The organism is Pseudonocardia sp. (assembly GCF_025465255.1).
Classification (GTDB): Bacteria; Actinomycetota; Actinomycetes; order Mycobacteriales; family Pseudonocardiaceae; genus Pseudonocardia.
The window spans coordinates 16,943-41,166 of sequence record NZ_JAODNI010000235.1 but is presented as its reverse complement, the minus strand read 5'-3'; the positions used below and the strand labels follow the sequence as shown (position 1 = coordinate 41,166).

The following is a 24,224-nucleotide window of genomic DNA, read 5'->3' as shown; positions in this document are numbered from 1 at the left end:
TAGGGCTGTCACGGTAGTGGTGCACGTCACCGCTGGTCAACGGGTCTCACCGAGGAGGGTGCCGATGTCGGTGCTGGCGACCATCGATCGGTCCCCCCGCGGCCCGGCCGACCCGGCCGCCGTGGTCGCGGCGCTGTCCGACCTCGCCGCGCTCGTCCCCGGCACCTCCGTCCCCGACCTCCTCAACGCCGTCGCGGAGCGCCTGTCCGAATTGCTGGGCGCCGCGGGGTGCACGGTCGTCCTGCGCGACGACGACGGCCGGTTCCGGGCGCGTCCGGGCTCCGCGCGCCTCGTCGTCCCCGTGCCCGCCGGGGAGGACGTGCTCGCCCTGCTGCAGGTCGTCGACCGGCGGGGACGGATCTTCGACGAGGCGGACGCCGTCCTCGCGGACTGCGTCGCCCGGTTCGCCGGGACCCTGGCCGCCCAGACCGCCGCGAGCGCCCGGCTCACCCGCGGGCTGGACCTGCTCGAACGCCAGGAGGCGCTGCGCTCCCGGCTCGTGCGGGCCGCGCTCGGCGGGGCGGACGCACCCTCCGTCGTCACGCTTCTGGCCGACCTCGCGGGCAAGCCCGTCGTGCTCTACGGGACGGACCTCGAGGTCCGGGGGTGGGCGGCGCCACCTGGGCTCGGCCTGGACCGCGCACCCGCACTGGCACCGCACCTCAGGGCCGTGGCCGGGGTGCGGGAGGTCCTCGCCGGCCTGGACGCGGACCGGCCCACCGCGACCGTACCCGCCCGGCCCGCGCTCGGGATCGGGCACCGGCATCTCGTCGCCGCGCTCGTCGCCGAGGGCAGGCTGAGCGGGTACCTCGGGGTCGTCGAGATGGGCGGCCGGCTCGGGCCGCTCGACGGCTGCCTCGCCGAGCAGGGCGCCGCGGTGCTGTCGCTGCGGCTGCTCGCGGACTCGCGGCACGACGAGGCTGCGGGCTGCGAGCGGGACGACCTGCTCGCGGACCTGCTGCGCGGAGGCGAAGACTCCCGTCTCGAGCGCCGGGCCCTCGCCTGCGGGATCGCGCTCGACGAGCCGCACGTGCTGTTCCGGTTCGCGGTCCCGGGCCCCGCGTCGCCCCTGCCCGCGGCCGTCCGCCGGTCGCTCGTGGTGCACGCCGCGTCCCGCCTGCTCGGCGCGGAACCCCCGGCCGTCGCGGTCCCCGGCGCGGTGATCCTGCTGGTGCCGGCGGCCTCCCGGGCCGTCGCGGCCGCGGTGCTGCACGGGCTCGGCGACGGCGCGGGAGTGCGCCGCGTCGTCGTCTCGGAGACGTGCACGGGTCCCGGCGACTACCCCCGTGCCCAGACCGAGGCGGGCCGGGTCGACGAGCTCGCCGCCGCGTTCGGCCGGGAGTCCGGCGTGCTCGCCGTCGAGGAGCTGGGGGCGTTGCGGTTGGTGGCGAACAGCGGCCGGGTCGACGAGGCCAGGCGCTTCGCCGAGGACGTGCTCGGTCCGCTGCGCGAGGCCGGCCTGCTCGAGACGCTGCGGGCCTACCTGGATGCGGCGGCCCAGGTCAGGGCGGCCGCGCGGGCTCTCGGGGTCCACGAGAACACCGTGCGGTACCGGCTGGGCCGGGTCGCCGAGGTGACGGGGTTGGACGTGCGGAACTTCGACGCGCTGCTCACCGCCCGGCTCGCGTTCGGCATCCTCGATCTGAGCTGCGAAGCTGGCTGAATGAACGCTCGCGTGGCGGTGGTGACCGGGGCCGGGTCCGGGCTGGGACGGGTGATCGCCGAGGCCCTGCTCGGCGCCGGGTACGAGGTGGCGCTGGCCGGCCGTCGCCGGGAGGCCCTGGAGAAGACGGCCGCGGGGTCGCCGTCGGCGCTGGTCGTGCCCACGGACGTCGCTGATCCCGCGTCGGTCGCCGCTCTGTTCGCGGCGGTCCGCGAGCACTGGGGACGGATCGACCTGCTCGTCAACAACGCCGGCACGTTCGGCCCGTCCGGCACGCCGGACGAGGTCGAGGTCGAGGACTGGCTGGCCGCGGTCGGCACGAACCTCACCGGCTCCTTCCTCTGCGCTCGGGAGGCGTTCGCACTGATGCGGACGCAGGAGCCGCAGGGCGGGCGGATCGTGAACAACGGCTCGATCTCCGCGCACGTCCCGCGGCCCGGGAGCGCCGCCTACACCGCGACGAAGCATGCGATCACCGGCCTGACCAGGTCGTTGTCCCTCGACGGCCGACCGTTCGGCATCGCCTGCGGCCAGATCGACATCGGCAACGCCGCCACGGACATGACGGCCGGGATCGCGACCGGCGCGAGGCAGGCGGACGGCAGCGTGCGCCCGGAGCCCACCTTCGACGCCCGGCACGTCGCGGACGCGGTGCTGTACATGGCCGGGCTGCCGCTCGACGCGAACGTGCAGTTCCTGACCATCACCGCCACGACGATGCCCTTCATCGGGCGGGGCTGAGTCTCCTTCCGTCTCACTGTGAGACCCGTGACCGGCCCGGGCGCCGCCAGACTGGGGCCATGCGCGCGATGCGGGTGCTGCGGCTCGTCGTCCACGCGCGTTCCCGGCAGCCGGTGCTGATCCTCGGCGAGGCGGACGGCGAACGCTGCGTCCCGGTCTTCCTGCGCCCGGCCCAGGCCGAGGTGATCTCCGCCGGCGCACGGGACGACGAGACCTCGCTGAGCCAGGACGTGCTGGTCCCGGTGGTCGAGGCGCTGGGCGCGAAGCTCGAGGGCGCGGAGGTCACGTCCCTGGTCGACGGCGTGTTCTCGGCCGACCTGGTGATCTCCGGCGGGGTCCGGGTGCCGGTCAGGCCGAGCGACGCGCTGGCGATCGCGATCCGGGAGAGCCTGCCGATCGGGATGGCGGAGGAGATCCTCGACGAGGTCGGCCAGCCCACCGCGGAACTCTTCCCGAACGGGAGCGACGCCCCGCCCGCGGAGCAGTTGCGGGAGTTCAAGGAGTTCCTCGCGGACGTCGACCCCGACGACTTCCGCTGACCTCTGCTCTGCGGCAACCGACGCTCCGCCCCGTCGCGAATCTGTGGGAGTCGGATCGGTGCCGGGATGACGCCGTCATGATCAGCACACCGGTCCCGCGAAGCGATCTTGCTTGGGCCCGGCAGGGCTGTCGGCGCACGAGGGGGAGACGCGGGCGCTCATGGAGTCCGGGGCGGTCCCGAACTCCGTCCGGTCTTCATGGCGCCGGACGTCCTGTTCGACCTGGACGTCCTGTTCGAGTTCGGCCTGGCCCGCTTCCTCGACGGGGTCGGCGTCCTCATCGGGGACCGGTCACGCACAGGATGACGTGCCCACGCACAGGTTCGAACCTGTGCGTGAGCACGGCGACGTGTGCGTGAACGGGTGGTCAGGCGGCCGTGTCGGTCGCCGGGTCGGCGAACTGGGTGCGGTACAGCTCCGCGTAGCGGCCGTCACGGGCCAGCAGGGTCTCGTGGCTGCCGCGTTCGACGATCGTTCCCGCCTCCAGGACGAGGATCTCGTCGGCGTTCCGGACCGTCGAGAGCCGGTGCGCGATGACGAGCGCGGTGCGGCCCTCCAGCGCCTCACCCAGCGCGGCCTGCACGGCGGCCTCGGAGGTCGAGTCCAGGCTGGCGGTGGCCTCGTCGAGCACGACGACCCGGGGCCGGGCGAGCAGCAGCCGCGCGATCGTCAGCCGCTGCCGCTCCCCGCCGGAGAGCCGGTAGCCGCGCTCGCCGACGACGGTCTCGAGACCGTCCGGCAGGCCGCCGACCAGCGTGCCGAGCCGGGCGCGGCGCAGGGCGCCCCACAGCTCGTCGTCGGTCGCGCCGGGTCGGGCGAGCAGCAGGTTCGCCCGGATCGTGTCGTGGAACAGGTGCCCGTCCTGCGTCACGAAACCGACGGCGCCGCGGATGGCCTCGGCGCGCAGCTCCCGGACGTCGACGCCGCCGAGGGACACCGAGCCGGAGTCGACGTCGTAGAGGCGGGCGGTGAGCTGGGCGATCGTGGACTTCCCGGCGCCGGACGAGCCGACGAGCGCGACCATCCGCCCGGCCGGGACCTCGAACGACACGTCGTGCAGCACCTTCTCGCCGCCGCGCGTGTCCAGCGTCGCGACCTCCTCCAGTGATGCCAGCGATACCCGGTTTGCGGCGGGGTAGCCGAACCGGACACGAGAGAAGCGGAGCGCCGTCGGGCCCTCGGGCGCGGGACGCGCGTCCGGTGCGTCGCGGATCATCGGTTCCAGGTCCAGGACCTCGAAGACCCGCTCGAAGCTGACGAGCGCGCTCATCGCCTCGACCCGGGCGCCGGCCAGCGCGGTGAGCGGCGCGTAGAGCCGGGTCAGCAGCATCGCGAGGGAGACGACGGCTCCGGGCGCCAGGGCGCCGCCGATCGCCAGCACGCCGCCGAGGCCGTAGACGAGGGCGAGCGCCAGCGCCGAGACCAGCGTCAACGCCGTGATGAACACCCACTGCACCATCGCCGAACGCACCCCGATGTCCCGCACCCGGCCGGCGCGGGCGGCGAACTTCGCGGACTCCTCGTCCGGCCGCCCGAACAGCTTGACGAGCGTGGCGCCCGGCGCGGAGAACCGTTCGGTCATGGTGGTGCTCATGGCGGCGTTCAGGTCCGCGCCCTCGCGCTGCAGCCGGGCGAGCCGGCGCCCCATCCGGCGCGCGGGGACGACGAACACGGGCAGCAGGAGCAGTGCGAGTAGCGTGACCTGCCACGAGATCCCGATCATGACGACGAGCGTGAGCACCAGCGTCACCAGGTTGCCGACGACGCCGGAGAGGGTGTCGCTGAACGCCCGCTGGGCGCCGAGGACGTCGTTGTTCAGCCGGCTGACCAGCGCTCCGGTGCGGGTCCGGGTGAAGAACGCGACCGGCATCCGCTGGACGTGGTCGAACACGGCCGTCCGGAGCCGCAGGATCAGGCCCTCGCCGATGGTCGCCGACAGCAGGCGCGTGAGCAGTCCGATCCCGGCCTCCGCCACCGCGATCAGCGCGATCAACCCGGCGAGCCGCAGCACGACGTCGATCTCGGACCGCGCGTCGATCGCGTCGACGACCCGGCCGGCGAGCAGCGGCGTCGCGACCGTCAGGACCGCCCCGATCACGCTGAGCAGCAGGAAGCCTCCGATCCGCCGCCGGTGCGGCCGCGCGAACGACGCGATCCTGCGCGCGGTGACCGGCACGGGCGCTCGGGCCGCCTCCTGCTCCCGCGAGACCGTGCGCAGGGCGCTCCAGGCGTTCATGTCCATCGGCCGGACGGTAGGAGCTGAAGCCGACTTCAGGTCAAGGCCGTGAAGATCCGCTCCCGCGGACGTCATCCAGCGGTTGTGACCGGCGCCACGCCGGAGTAGGCAGGGGTCATGGGTGGAAACAGGATCGTCGTGTACAAGGAGCCGGGCGTGGTCACCGTCGAGGACCACGACATGCCGAAGCTGGAGGTGCCCGAGGACGTCGCGCGGGCCACGGGGATGAGCCGCGAGGCGCCGCACGGGGTGATCCTGCGGAACGTCACCACCAACATCTGCGGCTCGGACCAACACATGGTCCGCGGCCGGACCACCGCCCCGCCCGGGCAGACCCTCGGCCACGAGATCACCGGCGAGATCATCGAGAAGGGCGCCGACGTCCAGTTCCTCGACATCGGGGACATCGTCACGGTCCCGTTCAACATCGCCTGCGGGCGCTGTCGCAACTGCCGCGAGCAGAACACCGGCGTCTGCCTCAACGTGAACCCCGCCCGCGCCGGCTCGGCGTACGGCTACGTCGACATGGGCGGCTGGGAGGGCGGCCAGGCCGACTTCGTGATGGTGCCCTTCGCCGACTTCAACCTGATCAAGATCCCCGACCGCGAGAAGGCGATGGAGAAGATCCTCGACCTGACGATGCTGTCGGACATCTTCCCGACCGGCTACCACGGCGCGGTGACGGCGGGCGTCACGACCGGTTCCACCGTCTACGTCGCGGGCGCGGGTCCCGTCGGCCTCGCCGCCGCGTACTCCGCGTACCTGCTCGGCGCGGCCGTCGTGGTCGTCGGCGACCTCAACAAGGAGCGTCTGGAGCAGGCCCGCTCGTTCGGCTGCGAGACCGTCGACATCTCCCAGGACGCCACGCTAGTGGAGCAGGTCGAGCAGGTCCTCGGCGCGCCCGAGGTCGACTGCGCGGTCGACGCCGTCGGGTTCGAGGCGAGCGGGCACGGCGGGGGTGAGGCGCCCGCGACGGTGCTCAACGACATCATGACGGTCACCCGCGCGGCCGGGAAGCTCGGTATCCCGGGCCTCTACGTGACCGGGGACCCGGGGGCCGGCGACCCGGACGCCCAGGAGGGCACCCTCAAGGTCCGGCTCGGCCTGGGCTGGGCCAAGAGCCACAGCTTCACCACCGGCCAGTGCCCCGTGCTGCGCTACAACCGCAACCTGATGATGGCGATCCTGCACGACAAGGCGCACATCGCGGACGCGGTGAACGCCACCGTGATCAGCCTCGACGACGCACCCCGCGGATACCAGGAGTTCGACCGGGGCGCGGCGCGCAAGTACGTGATCGACCCGCACGGGGCCACCGGGTCCGCCGCCTGACCCGGACCTCCCGGGGACCGTCGCGGAACGCCCGGTCCGTCGCTACCGTCGAGCCTGTTCGCCGCCGGTGTCGGACGACAGGGGTGTGCCGTGACGGCTTCCGAGTACTGGACGTCGGGTCCCGCCGAGGGGCCCGACGGCTGGGCGTCGCTGCTCTCGGCGACCCATCTGCCCTGGCAGGCACGCCTGCCGCGGGATCCGGACCGTCCCTTCGCGGCCCGGGCCCGCCGGTGGTGGATCGACGACCTGGCCCTCGTCGACTGCGAGTGCGGGCCGTGTTCCGGGGTGCGCCGGCGCGGCGAGATCGCCGCGACGGACGGCGAGTTCGTCGTCGTGCTCATGACGCTGGAGGGGCGGGAGAGCGTCGAGCAGGGCGGCGCCCGGCTGGATCTACGACCGGGCGACGCCGTGCTCTGGGACAGCACCACCCCGGCGTCGTTCGCCGTCCACGAACCGCTCGCCAAGCGGAGCCTGCTCGTGCCGCGCGCGGCGCTCGAGGAGGTGGGCGGGCGGGCGTGGCTGGGCACCGGGACCGTGCTCGACGGCGGTGCCCCCGCCGTCCGGCTCCTGCGCGGCTACCTCGACACGCTGCGGGAGGCGCTGCCCACGCTCGGCCCGTCCGCGGTCGCCGCGGCCCGGAACGCGACCCTGGAACTGCTGGTCGGGGCGGCGCGGGCGGACTCGGGCGTGGTGGAGGGCCGGCCGGCCGCCCCGGCGCTCCGGGCGTCGATGGAGCGGTGGATCGACCGTCACCTGCTCGGCCACGACATCACCCCGGCTGCGGTGGCGCGCGCCCACGGGGTGTCCGTCCGGACCGTCAACCGCACGTTCAGTGCGACCGGGCACACCGTCGGGGAGGTCGTCCGCGTCCGCCGGCTCGCGCGGGCCCGGGAGGAGCTGGTCGACCGGGCCGCCCCGATCACGTCGATCGCCCACCGCTGGGGCTTCGCCGACGGCAGCCACTTCAGCCGGGCGTTCAGGGCCGTCTACGGCTGCTCGCCCAGCGACTACCGGGCCGGTGCCCCGGGGTCTGGCGCGAACCGGCCGGAAGGTGGCGCGGCCGTTCAAGCCGCCGAGGCGACCACCGGCTGAGACTCGGGTCACGCGACCTGAGGAGGCCGGGATGACCGGGACACGACGGGACATCGAGTTCGACGCGGAGGGCACGACCCTGCGGGGCTGGTTCTACCGGGCGGAAGGGGCGAGCGGCCGCGCCCCGACGGTCGTCATGGCGCACGGGTTCTCGGCCGTGAAGGAGATGTACCTGGACTCGTTCGCCGAGGTCTTCGCGGCGGCCGGGCTGAACGCGCTGGTCTTCGACAACCGCAACTTCGGCGCCAGCGACGGCGAGCCGCGCCAGGAGATCGACCCGGTCGCGCAGGTCCGGGACTACCGCCACGCGATCACCTACGCGACCACGCTGGACGAGGTCGACGCCACCCGGATCGGCATCTGGGGTTCGAGCTACTCCGGCGGCCACGTGCTCGTCGTGGGCGCGATCGACCGCCGCGTCAAGGCCGTCGTGTCGCAGGTCCCGCTGGTCAGCGGCTCGGCCAACATCGGGGAGCTGGTCCGCGCGGACTTCCGGGCCGGCTTCCGCGAGATGTTCGACGCCGACCGTGCGGCCCGCTACGCCGGGGGCCCGCCCGCGATGGTGCCGGTCGTCGACGAGGACCCCAACGCCCCGTCCGCGCTGCCGACCCCGGACTCGTACACCTGGTTCATCGAGACCGGGAAGCTCCGCGCCCCGTCCTGGCGCAACGAGGTCACGCTGCGGACCGTCGAGATGCTCGGGGAGTACGAGCCGGTCGCCCACATCGGCCGGATCAGCCCGACGCCGCTGCTGATGCTCGTCGCGGCGGGCGACCACCTCACCCCGGCCCATCTGGCCATCGACGCCTACGAGCACGCCCGGGAGCCGAAGGAGCTGGTGATCATGCCGGGCGGCCACTTCGACGCCTACGTCGACGGCTTCGACAACGCGAGCCCGCCGGCGCGGGACTTCTTCGTGCGGCACCTGGGCACCTGATCGGGATGCACGAACGGCACTCTCGCTCATACCTGGTGAGCGAAAGTGCCGTTCGTGAAGATCGTCAGACGCCCGACGCCTTCTCCGCTGCCGCGATCACGTTGCGGAAGAGCATGGCGACCGTGGTCGGCCCCACGCCGCCGACCCGCGGCGTGATCGCGCCCGCGACCTCCGCGCAGGACTCGTCGACGTCCGGGAGCAGCTTCTTGCCGGAGTACCGCACCCCGCCCCCGACGACCGTCGCGCCCGGCTTCACGTGCTCCGGCTGGATGATCCCCGGGACGCCGGCGGCGGCGATGAGGATGTCCGCGCGCCTCGTGTAGCGATCCCAGTCCGGGACGCCGGTGTGCACGACCGTCACCGCGGCGTTCGCGGTCGGGCGCTTCTGGGTGAGCAGCATCGCGAGCGGCCGGCCGAGCGTCGCGCCCCGGCCCAGGATGACGACCTCGCGGCCGGACACCGGGATCTCGTGGAACGCCAGCAGCTCCTCGATCCCCGCGGGGGTACAGGGCAGCGGGCCGGGCAGGCCGACAGCGAGGCGGCCCATGTTCGTCGGGTGCATGCCGTCGACGTCCTTGTCCGGGTCCATCGCGGACAGCGCGGCGTCGTAGTCCAGGTGGCCGGGCACGGGGTACTGGATCAGCAGGCCGTGCACGGACGGGTCCTCGTTGTACCCGGTGATCGCCCGGACCAGGTCCTCCTGCGTGGCGTCGGAGGGGAGGTGGGTGTGCGGCGAGTCGATGCCGAGCTCGGCGGCCTGCTTCTGCTTGATCCGGATGTAGCCGGCGCTGGCGTCGTCGTCGCCGACGAGGATCGTGGCCAGGCTGGGGGTGATCCCGCGCTCGCGCAACGCCGAGGCGCGGGCGGTGACGTCCGCCAGGACCCTCTCGGCGACGGGCTTACCGGGCAACAGACGTGCGGTCATGCGGACTCCCGATGATCGTGGGTGCCCAGGCGGTCGACCCCCACGGACTTCTCGGCTCCCCGATGGTCGATGCCATCCTCTGTCCTGCCGCCAGTCGCGCTCGCCCCCAAGGATGCCACGTCCCTCCGATTGGCCATCGGTATCCGCCCCGATCGGGCGGACGATCGACGGTATGGCCCCCGACCTCCGCCCCCTGCCCGTCACCCATGCCCCGCTCCGCCGCCTGCCTCAGCTGTTCGCGGGCCTCGCGCTCTACGGGACGTCGATGGCGATGCAGATCCGCGGCGGCCTCGGCCTCAACCCGTGGGACGTCCTGCACCAGGGGCTCGCGACGAGGCTCCCGATCAGCTTCGGTGCGATCACCGCGGTGACCGGTGTCGCCGTGCTCCTGCTGTGGATCCCGCTACGGCAGCGCCCGGGGATCGGGACGCTCGCCAACGTCGTGGTGATCGCGTTCGCCGTCGACGCCGCGCTGGCCCTGCTCCCCGCGCCGACCGGCCTGGTCCCGCGGCTCGCGATGATGGCCGGCGGGATCGTGCTCAACGGCGTCGCGTCCGCCGCGTACGTCGGCGCCCGGCTCGGCCCGGGCCCCCGCGACGGGCTCATGACGGGTTTCGCCGCCCGCACCGGCCGGTCGATCCGGCTGGTGCGGACGGCGATCGAGATCGTCGTGCTCGGGACGGGCTGGCTGCTGGGCGGGACCGTCGGCGTCGGCACCGTGCTCTACGCCCTGGCGATCGGCCCGCTCACCCAGCTCTTCCTGCCGCTGTTCGTGGTCCGCGAGCCGGAGCCCGTCAGGACCGCGTGAGCCGCCGGACGTACCGGCCGTTCCAGAGGATCAGCAGCGCGAACGTCGCGACGAGCAGACCCTCGGACAGCCCCACCGCGACGTCGACGGGCAGTAGGAACACGATCGGGATCCGGAGCACGGACTCGGCGACCAGGCCCGCGCCCCAGACCGTCGAGCTCACCCGGTGGCCGTGCCGGGTCAGCGGCTGCGTCCGGTACCCCTCGGCGAGCTCCGCCGCGGACCCCGGGGAGAAGCTCTGCTGGGCCGCGAGGGTCAGCGGCCGCCGGCCGAGCGCGGCGCTGACCAGGAACGCGACCCCGACCGCCGCGGTCGTGATCGAGCTGCGGAGCAGCAGCAGGCGGGGATCTCCCGTGGCGAACGCCAGGACCAACCCGATGCCGTAGACGATCAGCATCACCAGGGCGAACGCGTTCAGCGCGCGGTCCCGCAGCGCCGTCCAGACCAGTCGCAACCCGGCGACCCCGGTGGCGGCCAGCAGGGCCACCCAGTCCGACGCGCCCAGCAGGTGCAGCGCGTAGTACACGGCGACGGGCAGCCCGACGTCCCACGCCAGCCCGCGGACGATACCCAGCGGCCCCGCCCCGGCGGGCCGCGACCGGATCTCCTCGTCGGTCACGGCGATCACGACTCCTCCCGCGCGTCCGCGATCCAGGATCCGTGGAAGCCCGCGGGCACGCCGCGCGGGAGCGTGACGGTCGCGACCGGCTCGGCCGAGACGTCCGAGGCGTCGAGCACGAGCAGCTCGGACGCCTTCCCGTCCCGGGTCGTCGTGATCGAGAGCAGCCAGCCCTCGTCCTCGGCGCGGTCGACGCCGGCGACCGGCACGAACACCGCCTCGCCGGCCATGACGTCCGCGCCCAGCGAGTGCGCGGACGTGCTGCCCTGCTCGGCGTCGTAGCGCAGGATCGCGCTCTCGCCGCCCGCGTGTCCGGGGTCCGCGACCGCGTACAGATAGCGGCTCGGGCGGCCCACCCGCTCGTCGTCGAGGGTGGGGAACTCGAGCCCGCGCTCGGCCAGCGCGCTCTCGGTCACGGCGCCGGTGGCCGGGTCCAGGGTCCAGCGGTGCAGCCGGGCGAGGCCGGTCGACGCGGCGGCGGAGGCGTGACCTGCCGGGTTGGGGCCGAGGGCGTCCCACATGACGGCGACGTCCGCGGGGGCGTACCGCGCGGCGTCCAGGACGACCCGGCCGGCCGCGTCCTCGTGGGCGTTGCCGACGTGGAAGACGTAGCAGGGGTCGATCGCGAACCAGCGGACCTCGCCCGGCCGGTCCAGCGGCATGACGCCGAGGCGGGCGCCGTAGGACTCGTCCCAGGCGTAGGGCATGCCCTGCCGGAACCGGAACGTCATCGGCAGGTCCATGAACACCGCGTGGTGCGCAGTGATCGCGAAGTCGTGCATCATCGTCGGCCCGGGGACCTCGATCGCGGCGCTCTCGACGAGCGTCCCGGCGGCGTCGAGCCGGTGGTAGGTGAGGAACGGCGGGGCGAAGCCGTAGCCGAAGAAGTGCAGGTCACCGGTGGCCGGGTCGGTCTTGGGGTGGGCGGTCATCGCGGTGGTGAGGCGGCCCGCGAAGTCGTCCGGACCGACCGTCTCGAGCTCCGGCGTCACGACGTACGGGAAACCGTTCTCGACCAGCGCCATGATCTTCCCGCCGTGCTCGACGACGTGGGTGTTGGCGACGACGGCCGTCCGGTCGAACGTGCCGTCCGGCCGGAGGAAGGGATGCCCCTCCAGGGCCCTCGTCCGCGTCCAGCGGTTGCGGTACCACTCGGCCCGGCCGTCCCGGAGCCGGATGCCGTGCAGCATCCCGGCGCCCATGAACCAGTGGCCGGGGTCCTGGCCGGGGAGCGGATTGGGGCCGTTGCGGAAGTACCGGCCGGTCAGCTCGGGGGGCAGGATGCCGGTGACGGGCAGGTCCCGGGCCTCGATCTCGTCCGGGACGGGGGCGAGGTGCCCGGTCAGGTAGAGCGGTGAGGTGCTGGTGGTCATCGTCGCGTCCTCCTCGGTGTGCCGACGACTCTGCACCCGTATCCCGCGACATGTCAATGGTGACATGTCAGCAATGGAAGATAAGCTCGCCGCATGTCGCTGACGCATGCGTTGCTCGGTCTGCTGGCCGTCCGGCCCTCGAGCGGGTACGAGCTGACGAAGTCGTTCGAGGGCGACCTGGGCCGCTACGCCTGGCAGGCCGGGCACACGAGCATCTACCCGGAGCTGAACCGGCTGGCGGAGCGCGGGCTCGTCGAGGTCACGCACGAGGGCGCGCGCGGTAGCCGGACCTACGCCGTCACCCCCGAGGGCCGCGCCGAGCTGCGGGAATGGCTGTTCGCGCCGCCGCGGGCGGGCCGGGTCCGCAACGAGCAGGTGCTGCGGATGTTCCTGATCTCCGCCCTGGACCCGAAGGACGCGCTGATCCTGCTGCGCGGGATCGCCGAGCGCACCCGGGAGGGCGCGGACGAGCTGCGCCGGATCCGGGTGGAGAACGACGACGTGCCGTTCACCAGCCCGGAGGGGTTCGGCCTGCTCGCCGCGGAGTTCGGCGTGCGGCAGTACGACGCCGTGCACAGCTGGGCGGTCTGGGCGATCGAGCGCCTGGAGAAGGAACTGGCACGCGCCCAGACCTGACCCACGTTGTGGAGCCACAACGCGAATTCTGGGGCCTGAAGAGCGTTGTGGCTCCACGGTGCGGTCAGGCGGGGGCGTCCTCGTCCAGGTTCGCCAGCTGCCACGGCCGGACGACGGTGACGAGCACCAGCAGCGCGACCAGCAGGGCCGCGAAGATGACCGCGCCCATCGCGGGCGCGTCGTTGCCGAGCAGGCCCACCAGCGGCGAGACCAGCGCCCCGACGCCGAACTGCACCGCGCCGAGCAGCGCCGCCGCGGTCCCGGCGGACTCGCCGTGCCGGGCGAGCGCGAGCGCCGGGCCGTTGGGCATCGAGATCCCGCAGAAGAACAGTGCGACCCAGAGGGGCGCGACGACGCCGGGCAGCCCCCCGGTCCCGGTCGACGAGAGGATCAGCAGCGCGAGCCCGGCCAGCATCGCGCCGGCGATCGCGGCCGGCAGGAGCTGCCGCGGTTCGAAGCGCCGCAGCAGGGCCGCGTTGAGCTGGGTGCCGGCGATCAGCCAGATCGCGCCGGCGCCGAAGAGCAGGCCGAACTGCTGCTCGTCGAGGCCGAACTGCTCCTGGTAGACGAACGAGCTGCCGGAGACGTAGGCGAACAGCCCGGCCATGACGAGCCCCGCCACCAGGACCAGGCCGACGTAGGTGCGGTCCCGGAACAGCCCACCGTAGGTGCGCAGGGTGCTGGCCACGCCCGCCTTGCGGCGGCGCTCCGGCGGGAGCGTCTCGCCGAGCATGACCGAGAGGAGCGCGATCAGCGCGGCCCCGTAGACGGCGAGCAGGACGAAGATCCCGCGCCAGTCCGTGAAGCGGAGCAGTTCGCCGCCGATGGTCGGCGCGAGCACCGGGGCGGCGCCCATCACGAGCATCAGCCGGGAGAACAGGGTGGCCCCGGCCCGGCCGGAGAACAGGTCCCGGACCACGGCCAGCGCGATCACCGCGCCTGCCGCGGTGCCGACGCCCTGGAGCACGCGGAGCGCCCCGAGCACGGCGATGTTCGGGGCGAACACGATCAGCAGGGACGCCAGCACGTGCAGCGCCGTCCCCGCGAGCAGCGGACGCCGCCTGCCGAGCGAGTCCGAGAGCGGGCCGAGGATCAGCTGGCCCAGCGCGAGGCCGACCAGGGTGCCGGTGAGCGTCAGCTGCACGGCCGAAGCCGTGGCCTGCAGGTCCGCGGTCAGCGTCGGCAGGGCCGGCAGGTACATGTCGATGGTGAGCGGCCCGAGCGCGATGAGCGCGCCCAGCAGCAGGGTGGTCCGGAGCCGCCCGGGCGGGGTGGCGGGAGTCGTGGGGGCGGCGGTGCCCTGAGTTCGGTTCTCGGTCTGAGTGCGATCAGGGGTGGTGGTCACGCGGCACCTTCGACTTCCTGGTCCGTGGTGGGGCCGGTGGCGCGCCGGCATCGTCGCTCCCCCACGGCGCGACCCACCGTCAATCTCAAGCCCACCCGTCCGGGTGATGTTCCCGCGCGCGTTTCGCTGTGATCCGGGCGACTTAGGGTTGCCCCATGCCGAGCAGCGCGACAGTGATCACCACGACGGACGGGCTCCGGCTCGCGGTGCAGGTCAGCGGCCCGGAGGGCGCGCCGGTGGTCGTCGCGGTGCACGGCTATCCGGACGACCACACCGTCTGGGACGGCGTGGTCGGGGAGCTGGCGGCCACCCACCGGGTCGCGACCTACGACGTCCGCGGCGCCGGCGCCTCCGACGCCCCCGGGGAGCGGGCCGGGTACGGGATCGAGCGGCTCGCCGCGGACCTGCGCGCCGTCGTCGACGAGGTCTCGCCCGGCGCGCCGGTGCACCTGCTCGCCCACGACTGGGGCTCCACCCAGGCCTGGCACGCGGTGACGCACGGGGCGCTCGACGGGCGGGTCGCGTCGTTCACGTCGATCTCCGGTCCGTCGCGTGAGCACGTCGCCGCCTTCTACAGCCGGGCCCGGCGCCGCGACCGCGTCCGCCAGGCCCTCGCGTCCTGTTACATGGTGCTGTTCAGGGCCCCGGTGCTGCCCGAGCTCGGCTGGCGCTCCGGCCTGATCGGCGCTGTGATGTCGCGCCGCGCGGGCGTGCCGCGGCCCCGGACCGCCGACGCCGTCCGCGGCCTCGAGCTGTACCGCGAGAACATCGGCGGTCCGGTCGGCGCGCCGATCCGAACGGATGTCCCGGTGCAGGTCCTGGCCCCCGCCGACGACCCGTTCGTGACGCCCGCGCTGCAGACGCAGATCGCCCTGTACGTCGACGACCTGCAGGTCCGGACCGTTCCCGGGGGGCACTGGCTGTCCCGCGAGCGGCCGGACGTCGTCGCCCGGTGCGTCCGTGAGCTCGCCGCGCACGTCGGCGGTGCGGCGGAGGCGCCATCGCTGCGCCGGGCCCGGACGGTCGCGAAGGGTGTAGGCCGCTGGGCCGGCCGTGTCGTCGTCGTGACGGGGGCGGGGAGCGGGATCGGCCGCGCGGTCGCGCACGCGTTCGGGCGGCGCGGCGCGCTCGTCGTCGCCGCGGACCGGAACCTGGCCACGGCGAAGGAGACCGCGTTCGAGACCGGCGGCCTGGCGTACGAGGTCGACGTGTCCGACGGCGACGCGATGGCCGCCTTCGCCGACCGGGTCGCGGCGGAGGCGGGCGTGCCGGACGTCGTGGTGAACAACGCGGGGATCGCCGTGTCAGGGCCGTTCGCGGACACCGGCGTCGAGGACTGGGAGGCGATCCTGGACGTCAACCTGTGGGGGGTGATCCACGGCTGCCGGCTCTTCGGTGCGCAGTTGCGGGAGCACGGCGAGGGCGGGCACATCGTCAACGTCGCCTCGGCGGCGGCGTTCACGCCGGTCGCGGGCCTGCCGGCCTACTGCACCACGAAGGCCGCGGTGCTGATGCTGTCCGAGTGCCTGCGCGCGGAGCTGGCCGGGCAGGGGATCGGCGTGACCGCGCTGTGCCCCGCGTTCGTGCCGACGGACATCGTGTCCTCCGCCCGGATGGTCGGCGTGGACGAGTCGACGGCCGGGGAGCAGCGGCGCTCCGCGAACGCACTGATCGCGCGACGGAACTACCCGTTGTCGAAGGTCGCGGAGCTCGTGGTGCGCGCCGTGGAGAAGGACGTCGCGCTGGCCCCGGTGACGCCCGAGGCGCACGTTGCGCTGGCCCTGTCCCGGCTCACCCCCGGCCTGCTGCGGGCCGCGGCGAGGACTGGTCAGTAGCGCCAGCGGAGCGCGCTGAGGACGTCGTCGAGGTCCTTGCCCTCGGCCGCCGCCGCATCGGACCGACGGACGGCGAGGAACGCGCCGAGCAGGTCGTGGCCGAGCGCGGCCGTGACGCGCGGGCTGGCCAGCAGCGCCTCCTCCTGACCGGCCTGCGTGGTGGGCAGTGCGACGATCCCGTTCGCGGCGCGCTCGGCATCGCTCCACGTGCCGGGGTCCTCGGCGACCGGCAGGGGCGGGACGAGGCCTTCGGCCACCCCTGCGGCGCCGGCCGCGAGCACGGCGGCCAGCGCGAGGTACGGGTTGCCGGACGCATCGGACGTCTTGAGCTCGAGGTTCGCGCGCTCCTCGCCGAGCAGCGCCGACCCGGGCACGTACCGCAGCGGCGCCTCCCGGTTCTCCACACCCCAGAACGCGTAGGCGCCGGCGAAGAAGCCGGGCCGCAGCCGCGCCGTCGAACCGAGGCTCGGCGCGCTGACCGCGGCGACGGCGAGCAGGTCCCGCAGGATCCCGGCGACGTAGGCGGCGCCGTCCGTGTCCGGTCCCTCCGGGCCGCCGGCGAGCAGGTTGTGGTTTCCCCGCCACAACGAGGTGTGCAGGTGCCAGCCGTTGCCCGCGGACGCCTGCGACGGCAGCGGCGCGAAGCTCAGGCACAGGCCGTGCTTCCTGGCCGCGGCCCGCAGCGTCTGCCGGGCGAGGAGCTGTTCGTCGGCCGCGGTCACCGGGTCCGCCGCGCCGAGCGCCACCTCGACCTGGGCCGGGCCGTACTCCGCGTGCAGCTGGTCGATCCGCAGGCTGTTGGCGCGGAAGTCGTGCAGCACGTCCCCGACGAACCCGTCGATCTCGGTGAGCGCCGCCGGGCCGTACGCGGGGCCGTGGTGGGCGGGGGTCATCCCGTCGTCGAGGTAGACCCCGAACTCGAGCTCGTAGCCCGCGCGCGCGGTGAGCCCGGCCTCGGCCAGTGCTTCGACCTGCCGTTGCAGCGCGGACCGCGGGTCGTAGGGCCAGGGCTCCCCGTCGGCGGTCACGATCGTCCCGGGCGCCCAGGCGAGCGCGGGCTGGCCCGCCAGCCGGGTGATGCGCAGGGGGTCCGGGACCAGGCGCACGTCCCCGGACGGCGTCGCGAGCCCCGGGTGGGCGAAGGTGATCCCGTCCGAGCTGTCGAAGACGGCGAACAGCGGCGTCACGCCGACCCCGGTCCGGGCGACGTCGTGCAGTGCCGCGATCGGCACGGTCCGGGAGCGCGGGATCCCGTTGTTGTCGGCCCAGGCGATCGTCAGCCCGGCGACGCCGGCGTCGGACAGCTCGCGGATGGTCCCGTCGACTCGGCTCATGACCGGTCAGCATGGCCCGGGCCGGTTCGCCGGTCCAGCGCATGTCAGGGTGGTGACGTGCGCGAACCCATGGCGGCGCGGATGCGGCCCTTCACCTCCACGATCTTCGCCGAGATGTCGGCGCTGGCCCTGCGGACCGGCGCGATCAACCTCGGCCAGGGCTTCCCGGACACGGACGGGCCGCCCTCGCTGCTCGCCGACGTCGCCGCGAACGTCATCGGAGGCGTCAACCAGTACCCGCCCGGACCGGGAATCCCGGCGCTGCGCACCGCCGTCGCGGAGCACCAGCGCCGCTTCTACGGCCAGGAGGTCGACCCGGAACGGGTGCTGATCACCACCGGCGCCACCGAGGCGATCGCGTCCGCGATCCTCGCGCTGTGCGAGCCGGGGGACGAGGTCGTCACGTTCCAGCCGTACTACGACTCCTACGCCGCGACGATCGCGCTGTCCGGAGCCACGTTGCGGGCGGTGCCGCTGCGGCCCGGTTCATCGGGATCGCCGACCTTCGCCTTCGACCCGGCGGAGCTGCGCGCCGCGTTCTCCGAGCGCACCCGGGTCGTGCTGGTCAACACCCCGCACAACCCCACCGGCACCGTCCTGGACCGGGAGCAGCTGACGCTCCTCGGGCAGCTGGCCGTGGAGTTCGACGCCGTGATCGTCGCCGACGAGGTGTACGAGCACATGCTCTACGACGGCCGCGAGCACGTGCCGATGGCGACGCTGCCCGGTCTCGCGGACCGCACGCTGACGATCTCCTCCGCGGGCAAGACGTTCTCGGTGACGGGCTGGAAGGTGGGCTGGGTGCACGGGCCCGTTGACCTCCTCGGATCGGTGCGGGCCGCGAAGCAGTTCCTGACCTACGTGAGCGGGGCGCCGTTCCAGCCCGCGATCGCGAACGCGCTGGCCCTGCCGGACTCCTTCTACGACGACCTGGCGTCGGGCCTGCAGAGCAAGCGGGACCTGCTCTCCGCGGGGCTCCGCGCCGCCGGGCTCACCGTGTACCCGTCTTCCGGGACCTACTTCGTGGTCACCGACGTCGCACCGCTGGGGGTGGCGGACGGGGCTGAGTTCTGCTGGCGGCTACCCGATCTGGTCGGCGTCGCCGCGGTCCCGGTGTCCGTGTTCTGCGCGGACCCGGACCTGGGCCGGACGCTGGTGCGGTTCGCGTTCTGCAAGAAGGACGAGGTGCTGACCGAGGCCGTGTCCCGGCTGGCGAACCTGCAGAAGGCCCTGTCATGAGGGCGTACGGCTTCACCACGGTCGGCGGCCCGGGAAACGAGGCCTTCCTCGACGTGCCGGTGCCCGTCCCCGGCCCCGGCGAGCTCCTGGTCCGGGTCCGGGCGGCCGGGGTGAACCCGGGGGACTGGAAGCTCCGCGAGGGCTCCTACGGCGTCGCGGGTCCCGCGGTGCTGGGCCGGGAGGTCGCAGGGACTGTCGAGCAGGTCGGCCCCGACGTCGACGGCTTCGCGGTCGGTGACGAGGTCTTCGGCGGCTGCCCCGGGATGGTCGGCGGCTGGGCGGAGCTCGCCCTGGTCACGGCCTCGTTCGCGGCGCATCGCCCCGACGGCGTCTCGCCCGAGGACGTCGCGGTGCTCCCCGTCGCCGCCGGCACCGCCTACGACGCCCTCACCGGTCTCGCCCTCCGGGCCGGTGCCACCCTGCTGGTCAACGGGGCCGGTGGCGGGGTCGGCATCGCGGCGGTACAGCTCGCGCGGGCTCGCGGCCTGGTCGTGGTGGGAACCGCGAGCCCGGCGAAGCACGACCTGATCGCCTCCTACGGCGCCACGCCGGTGGCCTACGGCCGCGGGGTGGCCGAGCGGATCCGCGCGGCCGCGCCCGCGGGCGTCGACGCGGTGTTCGACCTGGTCGGGGGCGAGTCCCTGCGCACGGTCGCGGAGCTCACCGAGGATCCGTCCCGTGTCCGCTCGGTGGCGGACAAGGAGCTGGCCAAGGAGCTCGGTGGCGGCGATGTGCTCCGGGACCGCAGCACCGCCGTCCTGACCGAGGTGGCCCGTCTCGTCGCGGCCGGGGAGCTCGACCCGCACGTCACCGACGTCCGCCCCTTCGCCGACGCCGGCTCGGCGCTGCGGATCGTCGAGAGCGGTCACGCCCTGGGGAAGGTCGCGATCCGCCTCGCCTAGCCCTCGGCTCAGCAGGGGGCGGCGGGGTTGCCGCGCCCAGCGGGCGCCGGCCGGCACGGCCGAGCCCTTCATCAGGAACGAGTCCGCCGTCCAGCACGACCCCGCGCCCATCGTGACGCCGTAGTGCACGAAGGCGGGCACCCCGACCGTCGCGCCGTCGCCGATCTCGGTGCGGTCGGACTTGAAGGCGCCGTCCTCCGGCGAGTGGCGCTGGATCGTCGCCCCGGAGTTGAGCGTGACGGCGTCGCCGAGCGTGGTGAGCGTGTGCTCGGGGATGCGCTGCCGTCGTCGAGGAGCCGCCTGCCGACCCGGACCCCAGCGCCCGCAGCACCAGCGCCTTCATCGGCGTCCCGGCGGAAATCAACAGGAACAGGGGGAGCAGCTTCCCGAGCCGCTCGTGATCCGTAGAGCCCGCCCGCGACCCGGACGAAGTTGCAGATCGCCGAGTGCCCGACCGCCACACCCTTTGGGCCGCCCGGTCGTACCGGACGTGTAGATGAGGTAGCCGGCTCGTCCGTCGGGATCCCGGCCTCGGCGGAGGACGGCGGGCCACCCGGGGCGGATGCCGAGGGCGTCGGAGCCCGTGTCCACCTCGACGGCGCCGACCTCGTCGGGGATCAGTTCCCGCAGGTGGGAGGGGATGACGGCGGTGCGGGCCCCGGAGTCGGAGACGATGTGGGCGATCCGGTCCGGAGGGAAGCCGGCGTCGAGCGGGACGTAGGCGGCGTTGCACTCGAGTACGGCGAGCATGCCGGTGTGGGCCTCGAGCGGATGGTCCAGCAGGAGCGCGACCCGCTCACCGGGACCGACGCCGTCTTCGCGCAGGTGCCGGGCGAGCCGGTTGGCCCGGCGTCGAGCTCGCGGAAGGTGAGCGACCGCTGCCCGACGGTCTCGACGGCGGTCGAGTGCGCGTCGCTGTCCGGGCGCTGCGCCGCCAGCTCGGCGAAGAGATGGTCGAGGCGCTCTCCCGGGCGTCAGCGGATCGTCTGGTCCCGGTGGTGTCGACCGCGCACGCGTCGGCGGTCCGTCAGTTCGCCGGAACGGCCGGAACGTCCGATGGCGAAGTCTCAGCCGGCGCTCGGCGGACGGCGTGGAAATGTCGCGAATCTGCGGTGGTCCTCTTCGGTCACGAATGCGCGGCGTCAGGCAGTGGCGTGCCGGCGCGAGAAGCGACGTCCCGGCGGATGCCGGAACGCCGCTTCGGGACGACCGGGGATCAGGCGCGTTCGAACCGGACGACGACCCACTTCGACGTCGGGGTGCCGCTCGCGATCGCCTGCGACTCCAGTGGGATCAGCGGGTTGGTCTCCGGGTAGTAGGCGGCGATGCAGCCCTTCGGGGTGGAGTACTCGACGAGCCGGAACGCGTCCGCGCGCCGGGTCACGCCGTCCTCCCATTCGCTGACGAGGTTCACCATGTCCCCGTCCCGGAAGCCCAGCTCGTCCAGGTCCGCCGCGGAGACGAACACGACGCGCCGGCCGGAGTGGATCCCGCGGTAACGGTCGTCGAGCCCGTAGATCGTGGTGTTGAACTGGTCGTGGCTGCGCAGGGTCTGCAGGACCAGCCGGCCCTCGGGTACCGAGGTGACCTCGACGGGGCTGACGGAGAAGATCGCCTTCTTCTCCTTGGTGGGGAACGTGCGGGTGTCCCGCGGCGGGTGCGGCAGGACGAACCCGCCACGCCGCTCGATCTTGTCCGCGTAGGCCTCACAGCCCGGGACGACCCGGCCGATCCGCCGGCGGATGGCGTCGTAGTCCTGCGCGAACTCCGTCCACGGGATGTCGTGGCGCTCCCCGAGGGTGGCGCGGGCGATACCGCAGATGATGTCGACCTCGGAGCGCAGCATCGGACTCGCCGGCGTCGCCCGGCCGCGGGAGGCGTGTACCGCCGACATCGAGTCCTCCACCGTGACGCGCTGCTCGCGCCCGCCGGTGAGGTCGCGCTCGGTGCGGCCCAGCGTCGGGAGGATCAGCGCCGTCCTGCCGGTGGTGACGTGCGAGCGGTTGAGCTTCGTGGAGACGTGCACGGTCAGCGACGCCTTGCGCATGGCGGCCTCGGTGACCGCCGTGTCCGACATCGCCGCGACGAAGTTCCCCCCGAGTCCGACGAAGACCTTCGCCCTGCCGTCGCGCAGGGCCTGGACGGACGCCACGGCGTCGTGGCCGTGCTCGCGCGGGGGTTCGAAACCGAACTCCGCGCCCAGGGCGTCCAGGAAGGTGTCCGGGGCCTTCTCCCAGATCCCCATCGTCCGGTCGCCCTGGACGTTGGAGTGGCCGCGGACCGGGCACAGCCCGGCGCCGGGCTTGCCGATCATTCCCTGGAAAAGGGCGACGTTGACGAACTCCTTGATCGTCGCGACGGCATTGCGGTGCTGGGTGATACCCATCGCCCAGCAGTGCACCGTGCGCTTCGAGGCGAGCAGCATGTCCGCCGCGGCCTCGATCTCCGACCACTCGAGCCCGGTCGCCTCCAGGACCTTCTGCTTGTCCAGGTTGCGGACGTTCTTCTCCCACTCGGCGTACCCGAGGGTGTGGCGGGAGATGAAGTCCCGGTCCGCGACGGTGCCCGGGCTGCGGTCCTCCGCCTCGAGCAGGAGCAGCCCGAACGCCTGCCACAGCGCCAGGTCCCCGTCCGAACGGATCTGCAGGAACCGGTCCGCCAGGTCCGTGCCCAGCCCGGTCAGGCCGCGCGCGTTCTGCGGGTTGTCGAACTTGAGCAGCCCGGCCTCGCGCAACGGGTTGATCGCGAGGATCTTCGCCCCGTTCTTCTTGGCGATCTCCAGCGCCGAGAGCATGCGCGGGTGGTTCGTGCCGGGGTTCTGCCCGGAGATGACGATCAGCTCGGCCTCGTGCACGTCCTGCAGCGACACCGAGCCCTTGCCGATCCCGATCGTCTCGGCCAGGCCCACGGACGTCGACTCGTGGCACATGTTCGAGCAGTCCGGCAGGTTGTTCGTGCCGAACGCCCGGGCGAAGAGCTGGTAGACGAACGCGGCCTCGTTCGAAGCCCGGCCGGAGGTGTAGAACAGCGCCTCGTCCGGGCTGTCCAGGGCGGTGAGCTCCTCCCCGATGACGGAGAAGGCGTCCTCCCAGCTCAGCGGCTCGTAGTGCGTCCCCCCGGGGCGGCGGATCATCGGCTCGGTGAGCCGGCCCTGCTTCTCCAGCCAGTACTCGGTGCGCGTCTGCAGGTCCGACACCGGATGGCTGCGGAAGAACTTGCGGTCCACCCGGGAACGGGTGCCCTCCCACGCGACGGCCTTCGCGCCGTTCTCGCAGAACTCCGCGGTGTGCCGGTGCTCCGGCGACGGGTCCGGCCACGCGCAGCTCACGCAGTCGAAGCCGTCGACCTGGTTGAGCTTCAGCAGGTTCCGGGCGGTCTTCGCGACGCCCATCTCCTTGACCGCCCGGGTGAGGCTCACCCGGACCGCGGGGAGGCCGGCAGCAGCGCGCTTCTGCTTGCCGACCTCGAGGTGCGCCTCCTCGGCGTCCACGGGCGGATCGATGGGTGGGGTGGACACACAGACCTCCGGGGTGGCGGACGGTGACGGTCGGCCACCGGCGATCAAGTCTAGGTTCTCCCTGCTCGGACCGATTCCGCGGCGCCCGGAAGTCGATCGAGGGACAGGTCGAGGACGGCGGCGAGCGCGGCGACGGTGAAGAACGCCGGGGTGGGGATCCGTCCGGTCTCGATCTTCCGGAGGGTCTCCGCGGAGACCCCGGCGAGGGCTGCGATCTCACCGATGCTGCGGTCTCCACGGGCCTCGCGCAGGACGGCGCCGAGCCGCTCCCCGCGCTCGCGATCGGCAGGGGTCAGCGGGATGCGCACCATGCCCGAATAGTAATACCGGTATAGTTATCGTGTGATCGAGATGAAGACCCGCACGGAGGTCGACGCCGTCGACGCGGCCGGCACCGTCGTCCACGAAATCCTCGCCGCGGTGCGCGAGGCGGCCGCGCCCGGTGTGCGCACGGCCGATCTGGACCGGCTGGCCCACCGGCTGATGCGCGAGGCCGGGGTTCGGCCGAGCTTCCTCGGCTACCACCCGCGCTGGGCGCCGATGCCGTACCCGGGCGTGCTCTGCGTGAGCCTCAACGACGCCGTCGTGCACGGGATCCCGGACCGCACGAAGCTCCGGGCGGGGGACCTGCTCAGCGTCGACTGCGCCGTCCACCTGAACGGCTGGTGCGCGGACGCGGCGTTCAGCATGGTCGTCGGCGCGCCGGCGGACCCCGGCGACCTGGCCCTGATCGAGGCGACGGAGCGCTCGCTCGCCGCGGGCATCGCCGCGGCGGTCCCGGGCGCCCGACTCGGCGACGTCGGGCACGCGATCGCCCAGGTCGCGCGGGGTGCGGGCTACGGGATGCTGGCCGACCACGGCGGGCACGGCGTCGGCCGCTCGATGCACGAGGATCCGCACGTCCCCAACGAGGCGACGGCCGGACGCGGGCTGGTCCTGCGCCCCGGGCTGGTCATCGCGATCGAGCCGATGCTGATCGCGGGCGGCACGGACGCCTACCGGCACGACCCCGACGGCTGGACCCTGCGCACCGCGGACGGCTCCCGGGCCGCGCACGCGGAGCACACGATCGCGATCACCGAGGACGGCCCGCGGGTGCTCACCGCGGCGTGAGGTCGGTCCCGTCCGCCGATCAACCGGCTCGCGCCGCG

21 protein-coding genes are annotated in these 24,224 nt (G+C 73.5%); 12 read left to right on the top strand and 9 right to left on the bottom strand.

Annotated features, from left to right (window positions below; translation table 11 throughout):
• Positions 1-64: 64 nt before the first annotated feature.
• Genes JWP64_RS29315 through JWP64_RS29305 form a run of 3 tightly spaced genes read left to right on the top strand, consistent with a single transcriptional unit; the run spans position 65 to position 2,943 of the window.
• The gene (locus tag JWP64_RS29315; RefSeq protein WP_297503396.1) at positions 65-1,663 is read left to right on the top strand and encodes a helix-turn-helix domain-containing protein; all 1,599 of its coding nucleotides are present in this window, start codon (positions 65-67) and stop codon (positions 1,661-1,663) included.
• Complete coding sequence (locus JWP64_RS29310) at positions 1,664-2,404, top strand: SDR family oxidoreductase (protein ID WP_297503395.1); 741 nt, start codon at positions 1,664-1,666, stop codon at positions 2,402-2,404.
• Positions 2,405-2,463: 59 nt separating this feature from the next.
• Positions 2,464-2,943: a bifunctional nuclease family protein gene (locus JWP64_RS29305; RefSeq protein ID WP_297503393.1), complete on the top strand. Its 480-nt coding sequence runs from the start codon at positions 2,464-2,466 to the stop codon at positions 2,941-2,943.
• 367 nt (positions 2,944-3,310) lie between these two features.
• Here JWP64_RS29305 and JWP64_RS29300 read toward each other — a convergent pair whose 3' ends face one another.
• The gene (locus JWP64_RS29300; RefSeq protein WP_297503391.1) at positions 3,311-5,185 is read right to left on the bottom strand and encodes an ABC transporter ATP-binding protein; all 1,875 of its coding nucleotides are present in this window, start codon (positions 5,183-5,185) and stop codon (positions 3,311-3,313) included.
• Between the two features lie 111 nt (positions 5,186-5,296).
• Between JWP64_RS29300 and fdhA the strand changes: the two genes are divergently transcribed.
• From fdhA to JWP64_RS29285, 3 genes are all read left to right on the top strand, one after another.
• Complete coding sequence (gene fdhA / locus JWP64_RS29295) at positions 5,297-6,511, top strand: formaldehyde dehydrogenase, glutathione-independent (protein WP_297503389.1); 1,215 nt, start codon at positions 5,297-5,299, stop codon at positions 6,509-6,511.
• Between the two features lie 90 nt (positions 6,512-6,601).
• Positions 6,602-7,603 carry a helix-turn-helix domain-containing protein gene (locus tag JWP64_RS29290; protein ID WP_297503387.1) on the top strand — a complete coding sequence of 334 codons (1,002 nt, stop codon included), beginning with the start codon at positions 6,602-6,604 and terminating at the stop codon, positions 7,601-7,603.
• Between the two features lie 31 nt (positions 7,604-7,634).
• Positions 7,635-8,540, top strand: coding sequence for an alpha/beta hydrolase (locus JWP64_RS29285; RefSeq protein ID WP_297503385.1), 906 nt, complete (start codon positions 7,635-7,637; stop codon positions 8,538-8,540).
• Between the two features lie 64 nt (positions 8,541-8,604).
• Here the strand turns inward: JWP64_RS29285 and JWP64_RS29280 are convergent, their stop codons facing one another.
• Positions 8,605-9,465 carry a tetrahydrofolate dehydrogenase/cyclohydrolase catalytic domain-containing protein gene (locus tag JWP64_RS29280; RefSeq protein ID WP_297503382.1) on the bottom strand — a complete coding sequence of 287 codons (861 nt, stop codon included), beginning with the start codon at positions 9,463-9,465 and terminating at the stop codon, positions 8,605-8,607.
• Between the two features lie 172 nt (positions 9,466-9,637).
• Here JWP64_RS29280 and JWP64_RS29275 point away from each other — a divergent pair, with 172 nt between their 5' ends.
• Positions 9,638-10,273, top strand: coding sequence for a hypothetical protein (locus tag JWP64_RS29275; protein ID WP_297503379.1), 636 nt, complete (start codon positions 9,638-9,640; stop codon positions 10,271-10,273).
• On the opposite strand, the gene JWP64_RS29270 is transcribed toward JWP64_RS29275, so the two are convergent.
• Together JWP64_RS29270 and JWP64_RS29265 are read right to left on the bottom strand one after the other, a co-directional pair.
• A complete protein-coding gene (locus JWP64_RS29270) occupies positions 10,260-10,901 on the bottom strand; it encodes a VC0807 family protein (RefSeq protein ID WP_297503377.1) in 642 nt (213 codons plus the stop codon). The two genes, JWP64_RS29275 and JWP64_RS29270, sit on opposite strands and share 14 nt — an antisense overlap.
• Positions 10,898-12,265: a carotenoid oxygenase family protein gene (locus tag JWP64_RS29265; protein WP_297503375.1), complete on the bottom strand. Its 1,368-nt coding sequence runs from the start codon at positions 12,263-12,265 to the stop codon at positions 10,898-10,900. The genes JWP64_RS29270 and JWP64_RS29265 overlap by 4 nt, the downstream gene beginning before the upstream one ends.
• Before the next feature lie 93 nt (positions 12,266-12,358).
• Here JWP64_RS29265 and JWP64_RS29260 point away from each other — a divergent pair, with 93 nt between their 5' ends.
• Positions 12,359-12,901: a PadR family transcriptional regulator gene (locus tag JWP64_RS29260; RefSeq protein WP_297503373.1), complete on the top strand. Its 543-nt coding sequence runs from the start codon at positions 12,359-12,361 to the stop codon at positions 12,899-12,901.
• Positions 12,902-12,965: 64 nt separating this feature from the next.
• Here JWP64_RS29260 and JWP64_RS29255 read toward each other — a convergent pair whose 3' ends face one another.
• Positions 12,966-14,246 carry a multidrug effflux MFS transporter gene (locus tag JWP64_RS29255; protein ID WP_297503371.1) on the bottom strand — a complete coding sequence of 427 codons (1,281 nt, stop codon included), beginning with the start codon at positions 14,244-14,246 and terminating at the stop codon, positions 12,966-12,968.
• Positions 14,247-14,401: 155 nt separating this feature from the next.
• On the opposite strand from JWP64_RS29255, the gene JWP64_RS29250 reads away from it, so the two are divergent.
• On the top strand, positions 14,402-16,081 hold the full coding sequence (locus JWP64_RS29250) for an SDR family oxidoreductase (protein WP_297503369.1): 1,680 nt from the start codon (positions 14,402-14,404) through the stop codon (positions 16,079-16,081).
• Here the strand turns inward: JWP64_RS29250 and JWP64_RS29245 are convergent.
• Positions 16,075-17,415, bottom strand: a complete 1,341-nt coding sequence (locus tag JWP64_RS29245; protein ID WP_297503367.1) for a glutamine synthetase family protein — start codon at positions 17,413-17,415, stop codon at positions 16,075-16,077. The two genes, JWP64_RS29250 and JWP64_RS29245, sit on opposite strands and share 7 nt — an antisense overlap.
• Before the next feature lie 57 nt (positions 17,416-17,472).
• On the opposite strand from JWP64_RS29245, the gene JWP64_RS29240 reads away from it, so the two are divergent.
• On the top strand, positions 17,473-18,654 hold the full coding sequence (locus JWP64_RS29240) for a pyridoxal phosphate-dependent aminotransferase (RefSeq protein WP_297503364.1): 1,182 nt from the start codon (positions 17,473-17,475) through the stop codon (positions 18,652-18,654).
• Positions 18,651-19,556 carry an NADP-dependent oxidoreductase gene (locus JWP64_RS29235; protein WP_297503362.1) on the top strand — a complete coding sequence of 302 codons (906 nt, stop codon included), beginning with the start codon at positions 18,651-18,653 and terminating at the stop codon, positions 19,554-19,556. The genes JWP64_RS29240 and JWP64_RS29235 overlap by 4 nt, the downstream gene beginning before the upstream one ends.
• A 360-nt stretch (positions 19,557-19,916) precedes the next feature.
• Here JWP64_RS29235 and JWP64_RS29230 read toward each other — a convergent pair whose 3' ends face one another.
• From JWP64_RS29230 to JWP64_RS29220, 3 genes are all read right to left on the bottom strand, one after another.
• On the bottom strand, positions 19,917-20,534 hold the full coding sequence (locus JWP64_RS29230) for an AMP-binding protein (protein ID WP_297503537.1): 618 nt from the start codon (positions 20,532-20,534) through the stop codon (positions 19,917-19,919).
• A 238-nt stretch (positions 20,535-20,772) separates the two neighbouring features.
• Positions 20,773-23,073, bottom strand: a complete 2,301-nt coding sequence (locus JWP64_RS29225) for an FdhF/YdeP family oxidoreductase (protein ID WP_297503360.1) — start codon at positions 23,071-23,073, stop codon at positions 20,773-20,775.
• Positions 23,074-23,123: 50 nt separating this feature from the next.
• Positions 23,124-23,384, bottom strand: coding sequence for a helix-turn-helix transcriptional regulator (locus JWP64_RS29220; RefSeq protein ID WP_297503358.1), 261 nt, complete (start codon positions 23,382-23,384; stop codon positions 23,124-23,126).
• A gap of 31 nt (positions 23,385-23,415) precedes the next feature.
• On the opposite strand from JWP64_RS29220, the gene map reads away from it, so the two are divergent.
• Positions 23,416-24,186, top strand: a complete 771-nt coding sequence (map, locus tag JWP64_RS29215) for a type I methionyl aminopeptidase (protein ID WP_297503356.1) — start codon at positions 23,416-23,418, stop codon at positions 24,184-24,186.
• Positions 24,187-24,224 lie beyond the last annotated feature (38 nt).